Raw genomic sequence first — 5862 nt, 5'->3', positions numbered from 1 at the left:
CCTACTCCTGCGGGTCGATGGTCGTGAACGGGAGGCGGAGCCGGAGCTGACCGGCGATCGGGGCGTTGTGTTCCCGGATGTCCCTCAGCTCCTCGTCGGTGAGGGCGCGGCCATAGATGCGGAACTCGTCCACGGTGCCCCGGAACGGGTTGTTGAGCCCATCGACTCGCCGGCCGAGGAAGATGCTGTGGATGCCGAACTCCTTGCCGGTGGTCACCGAACCGCGGGGAGCGGGCAGATCGGCGACGGTGGCGCCGTCGATGAGGACCCTGACCCGGGTCGCCGTGCGTTGCATGGCGACGTGGTGCCAGAGCCCGTCGTTGTACGCGCCCGCGATCGTGATGTTCGCGTCGCCCTGGCCGGTGCCGACGACCCCCCGGATGCGGTTGCTCGCCGGCTCGGCCCGCAGCCAGATCTGCGCGGCTCCCGTACCCACCTGGTGGAACCACCAGATCACAATGTTGCCGGTGGTCTCGCTGTACCGGAACCAGGTCATGATCGTGAACGGATCGTCCCCGAGGTCGACGTCCGGGTTGTACGGCACCTCCACGTGGTCGTCGACGCCGTCGAGCGCGAGCCCGGTGCCGTACCGCCCCTCGGTCAGCGTCGCGCCGCCGCGCACATAGGCCGTGTTGTCGTAGCGCGGTGAGGCGTCCGGCGTCGTCGGTCCCGGCTCCGGTGGCGGGGGCAGGTCCGGCGGCGAACCGTTGGGAGTGTCGAGGTACGCCTCGTTGAACCTGACGAACTCGATCACCTCGTACAGGGCGGCCTCGCCGCCTTCGTACAGCACCCCGGCGACGGGGCCCGCGACCGGGTCGGTCCCGATCTTGACCAGGTCGGAGTACCCGCCCGGACCCCAGCTGATGACCTTGCCGTCCTGCCAGGGCTCCCAGGTCCGGGCCTCGTCGTACGAGGACCGGATCGTCAGGGCCTCGCGCTTGCCGGGATTGGCGGGTCCGGAGAACAGGATGCGATCCCGGGCGTCACCGTCGTCGGTGGCGGTGAGGCGTAGCAACGCTGCCTGCACGACCGGCATCGTCAACTCGGGCACCATCTGGAACGGCGCGTCGTAGCTCTCGCCGCCGTCGCTGGAGATCGCGTACGCCCGGGTGCCCTCAGCCGTGCCCGCTTCCCGCACGTTGACGTAGACCCGCCCGTCGGTCAGCTCCACCAGCGTCGACTCGTTGACGAAGATGTCGTCGGCGGCACCACCCGCGCTGGCACCGAGACGCCAGGTCACGCCGCCGTCGTCGCTGTACCCGAGGTGGATACCGGCGATGCGGCGCCCGTCGGGCGCGAAGGACTCGTGGTTGGCGCTCATCACCAGCCGCCCGGCGTGCGGGCCGCGTGTGAGCTGGATGGCGTGCACCGGACCGGTGGCGTACCAGGCGGTCCACTCCGGCAGCATCAGCTCGCTCATTTCCCGCGGCGCGCTCCAGGTCCCTCCGTGGTCGTCGCTGAGCTGCAGGTACGGCTTGCGGCCACCGCTTCCGGTGCCCGGATTGTGAGTGGTGAACAGCACGACCCGACCGGTCCGCTCGTCCACGATCGGCATGGGGTTGCCGTGCGTGTCGCCGTCGCCGCGCGAGACGACCTGCAGCGGACCCCACGTACGACCGCCGTCGTGAGACCGCTTCAGCACCAGGTCGATGTCACCCCGGTCGTCACAGTTGTTGATCCGGCCTTCGGCGAACGCCAGCAGGTCCCCGTTGGTGGCCCTCACGATCGCCGGGATCCGGAAGCAGAAATACCCGTCGGTGTGTGCCGTGTAGACCGCCTGCTCTTCGTGATAAGGCTCGGCGGCGTGCGCGGCGCCGCTGGTGAGCAGGGCGGCAGCAACGGCCGCGATCACCATGGTGGACAACAGTCGACCGTGTGTGAGCCTGCGTCTTTGTCTCGTCATGAAAGCGATACCTCCACTGGTCGCCCCTGGGGCGGATCGCGTCGAGCAGCAGGTGGATCCGGGAGTGGGCTGTCGTACCTGTTGCGCCCGCGGATCGTCCGCAGCTTCGTCCGCACCGGCCACCTCTCGTCACAACGCTGCCGGACATCCTACGTCCTACGATCGGCGTCGCAACCCCTCCGAGCGGCTATTGGCCAGCTTGGTCGACATGTCCCTCCCGAGGCTCGTAAACCCAGCAGCGGTTCGGCATCACCCCCTGAACGACGGTGCGACGCGCACAACCCCTTCATTTCCCGCATGCCACCGGTTAGGGCTATCTGCCTGCATCGATTTGACTCAGCGATCGTCGTGCTACTGACGAGCAAGCGGAGTCGCGGCCGGACGACGGTTGACCGCGACAGGGGCGAAGAGCAAACTCGTTGACGATCGGGAGGAGATCCCATGTCCTACGTACGGAGAATGACGCAAACCGCCGGCACCGTGCTCGCGCTGGTGCTCGGGCCTGACCAGCCCAGCCTCCGCAGCCGGCCCGGACGCCCAGCCGACGACGGCGCCAGATGACTGGGTCGGCACCTGGTCCGCCGCGGCCTCCGGCACCGTGCCCAACCTCCCCACCGGATACGCGGACCGGACCATCCGCAACATCGTGCACACCAGCGTTGGTGGCTCAGGCGTGCGCGTCTCGCTGACCAACGTCCTCGGCACGGCGGCCGTGCGGATGGACGTGGTGACAGTCGCAGTCGCGGATGCCCCCGACGCGCCCGACGCCGTCGCGGGCTCGATGCGAGCCCTCACCTTCGGCGGCGCCCCATCGGTGACCATCCCGGCCGGCGGCGAGGTGCTCAGCGACCCGGTGCCCCTCGCCGTGCCGGAAGATGGCGACCTCCTGGTCAGCGCGTACACCCCGGTGCCGTCCGGGCCGGTGACCTATCACCAGGTGGCCAACCAGGCCTCGTACCTGTCGCAAAACGGTGATCACGCGGCCGACGAATCCGGCGCGGCGTTCACCGAGCGGATCACCTTCTGGCCGTACGTGAGCGGCGTGGACGTCCTGGGACAGGCCGAGGGCTCAGTGGTCACGCTCGGCGACTCGATCACCGATGGGAACAACTCGACCCGGAACGCCAACCACCGCTGGCCGGACTACCTGGCCGACCGGCTGATCGCCGAGCCTGGCCCGACACGGCTCGGCGTGCTCAACGCCGGCATCAGCTCGAACCGGTTGCTCAACAGCACCTGGAATCCCAACGCGCTGTCCAGGTTGGATCGCGACGTGCTCACCGCGACCGGCGTGCGCTCCGTGATCGTCCTGCTGGGCATCAACGACATCGGCGGCCAGCCGCAACACCACGAGCCGTCAGAGATCATCGCGGCGCTGGGCCAGATAGCGGCTCAGGTCAGAGCGAAGGGGCTACGAGTCACCGGCGGCACGCTCACCCCGTTCGGCGGGTCGAGCAACTACACCGAGGAACTGGAAGGCGTGCGCCAGGCGGTCAACGAATTCATCCGCCACGGCGGCGCGTTCGACGCGGTGGCCGACTTCGACATCGCGCTGCGGGACCCCGCGGCGCCGAACCGGTTACAGGCAGAGTACGACTCCGGTGACCACCTACATCCGAAGGACGCCGGCTACCAGGCGATGGCGGCGGTCGTTGACCTGGACAAGCTCGACACCCGCCCGCCCGGCCACTGGATCGGCACCTGGCAGACAGCCATGGCGCGGACGACGCCCGCCGCCGACCAGGGCATGCCGAACCACTCGATCCGCAACGTGGTGCACACCAGCGTGGGTGGCGATGCGGCTCGCGTACGCCTGTCCAACGCGCTCGGCACAGCGCCGGTCCTGATGGGACGAGCGACGCTGGCGGTGGCGACCAGGCCGGACGCACCGGACGCAGTCGCCGGCACGATGCGCGAGCTGACCTTCGGCGGCGTGCCGTCGGTAACCATCCCGGCTGGCGGTGAAGTGCTCAGCGATCCGGTTTCCCTTGCCGTGCCGGCAGACGGGGACCTGCTGGTGACCGTCTACACCCCGGCCCCGTCCGGCCCGGTGACCGAGCACCCACGCTCGTACCAGACGTCGTTCATCACCGCGGACGGCGACCACGCGGCGGACGGGCAGGGCACCGCGTTCACCCAGCCGACCACTGCTTGGTATTACGTGACAGGCGTGGACGTCCGGTCGTCCGCCGCGCACGGCGCGGTGGTGACCTTCGGCGACTCCATCACCGACGGGGACAAGTCGACCAACAATGCGAACCTGCGGTGGCCCGACGTCCTAGCCGACCGGCTCGCCGCCGAGCCGGGACCGACCAAACTCGGCGTGGTCAACAGCGGCATCAGCGGCAACCGGATCCTGGACAGCAGCACCGGAACCGGGATCGGCGGCCCGAACGCCTTCGCCCGCCTGTCCCGGGACATGCTGACCACGTCCGGCGCGCGCACGGTCATCGTGCTCGAGGGCGTCAACGACATCCTCAACCTCGGGCACCCCGACGCGGAGACCCTGAAACTCGCCCTGCGGCAGATCGCCGCCCAGGCACACGCACAGGACCTGCGGATCGTCGTCGGAACCATCACCCCGATGAAGGGATGGCGGTCCTACACCGAGGAACGAAACAACGTGCGGCAGGCCGTGAACGAGTTCATCCGCACGAGTGACGACTTCGACGCCGTCGTCGACTTCGACGCCGCGGTGCGTGACTCCGCCGATCCGCAACGGATCAACCCGTCGTACGACTCGGGCGACCACCTGCACCCGTCGGACGCGGGCTACCGCGCGATGGCCGAGGCCATCGACCTCGACACACTCCGCTGAGCGCTGGCTGCGTGCCGCCCACCCGGTCGGCACGCAGCCACCCGAGGGCGCGGTCACGCCGGTGGTACCCGATGACGCGCTGCTGCCGCCCGTCAAGGCAGCCACAGCACTCGGCCCCGACGACTTCCGCAGGCTGCGCCGACTCGCCGACCGCCTCGGCGACGACTTCATCGCCGGCATCGTCCTCTACACCGGAACCTCCACGCTGCCGTCCGGCGACAGACTCCGCGCCTGCCAGGCAGTGCGTTGTGGCAGGTTTCCGCTCCGACAGCAGACTGACCTCGCTCTCTTCGCAGGTCGCTCCCGCACCCACCCGAGGCGCGGTCTGCACAGGGCTGATGTTCCTTTCTGCTGATGTTCAGCGTTCGTGGTCACAGCGCCGGTGAGGCTCCGCCTCAAGGTGCGGTGGTTGGGCTGGTCGGGCCGCTATCGCTGGGCGGATCCTGGCATTTCTAGTGCCTCGTCTTTGAGCGTTGATCGTGTAATCCGCACATGCTTGGCTTCGGTGGTCGCCGCCAGACGACCGCCGCGTGCTGTTGCCCCGGAGCCCTGATCCAGCGCGCTTCTGCGCCGAAGGGGCAAGGGTTACGGAAGTCCGACATGCGCGCTGCCGAACCGCCAGATAATGCGGGAGTTAGCCTGCGGTTCATCGCTAGGGGCGGCCGGCGGGCTGATCGACATGTGGTCGGGAGGGAGCAGCAGTCGGATGAGCACGATGCACGCCGTGAGAGCTCACACCAGAGGCGGGCCGGAGCAGCTCGTGTACGAGGAGGCGCCGCGGCCTGAGCCGGGGCCTGGTGAGGTGTTGGTGGCCGTGAAGGCTGCTTCCATGACACCCACTGAGCTCACCTGGCCGCAGACTTGGACGTACAGCTCGGACGGGTCAGGGCCGGAGCGCACTCCGATCATCCCGTCGCATGAGTTCTCGGGAGTCGTCGCGGCGTCCGGGACGGGGGTGGAGAGCCCCGCCGAGGGGGAGGCCGTCTACGGGTTGATCCCTTTCACCCGCGATGGCGCGGCCGCCGAGTACGTCGCCCTGCCCGCGGCGGTCCTGGCGGCCAAACCCGCCACCGTTGACCACGACCACGCCGCAGCGCTGCCACTGGCCGCGCTGAGTGCCTGGCAGGCACTGGTGGAGCAC

At 69.1% G+C, this 5862-nt stretch carries 3 protein-coding genes and 1 pseudogene; 3 read left to right on the top strand and 1 reads right to left on the bottom strand.

Features of this window, described 5'->3' with window-relative positions:
* Position 1: 1 nt before the first annotated feature.
* A complete protein-coding gene (locus ONA70_RS34090; protein WP_265010601.1) occupies positions 2-1855 on the bottom strand; it encodes a sialidase family protein in 1854 nt (617 codons plus the stop codon).
* Between the two features lie 646 nt (positions 1856-2501).
* Here ONA70_RS34090 and ONA70_RS34085 point away from each other — a divergent pair.
* From ONA70_RS34085 to ONA70_RS34080, 3 genes and pseudogenes are all read left to right on the top strand, one after another.
* Positions 2502-4721, top strand: a complete 2220-nt coding sequence (locus tag ONA70_RS34085) for an SGNH/GDSL hydrolase family protein (protein ID WP_265010599.1) — start codon at positions 2502-2504, stop codon at positions 4719-4721.
* A gap of 91 nt (positions 4722-4812) precedes the next feature.
* Positions 4813-5000 (top strand): annotated as a pseudogene (locus ONA70_RS36785) (hypothetical protein); the annotation flags it as partial.
* Between the two features lie 346 nt (positions 5001-5346).
* The coding region (locus ONA70_RS34080; protein WP_319959581.1) for an alcohol dehydrogenase catalytic domain-containing protein at positions 5347-5862 on the top strand (516 nt) is incomplete at its 3' end.

The organism is Micromonospora yasonensis (assembly GCF_026013475.1).
In the GTDB taxonomy this organism is placed as follows: Bacteria; Actinomycetota; Actinomycetes; order Mycobacteriales; family Micromonosporaceae; genus Micromonospora; species Micromonospora yasonensis.
Note: the sequence above shows the minus strand (reverse complement) of the source record. Positions and strands in the feature narration are given on the sequence as shown.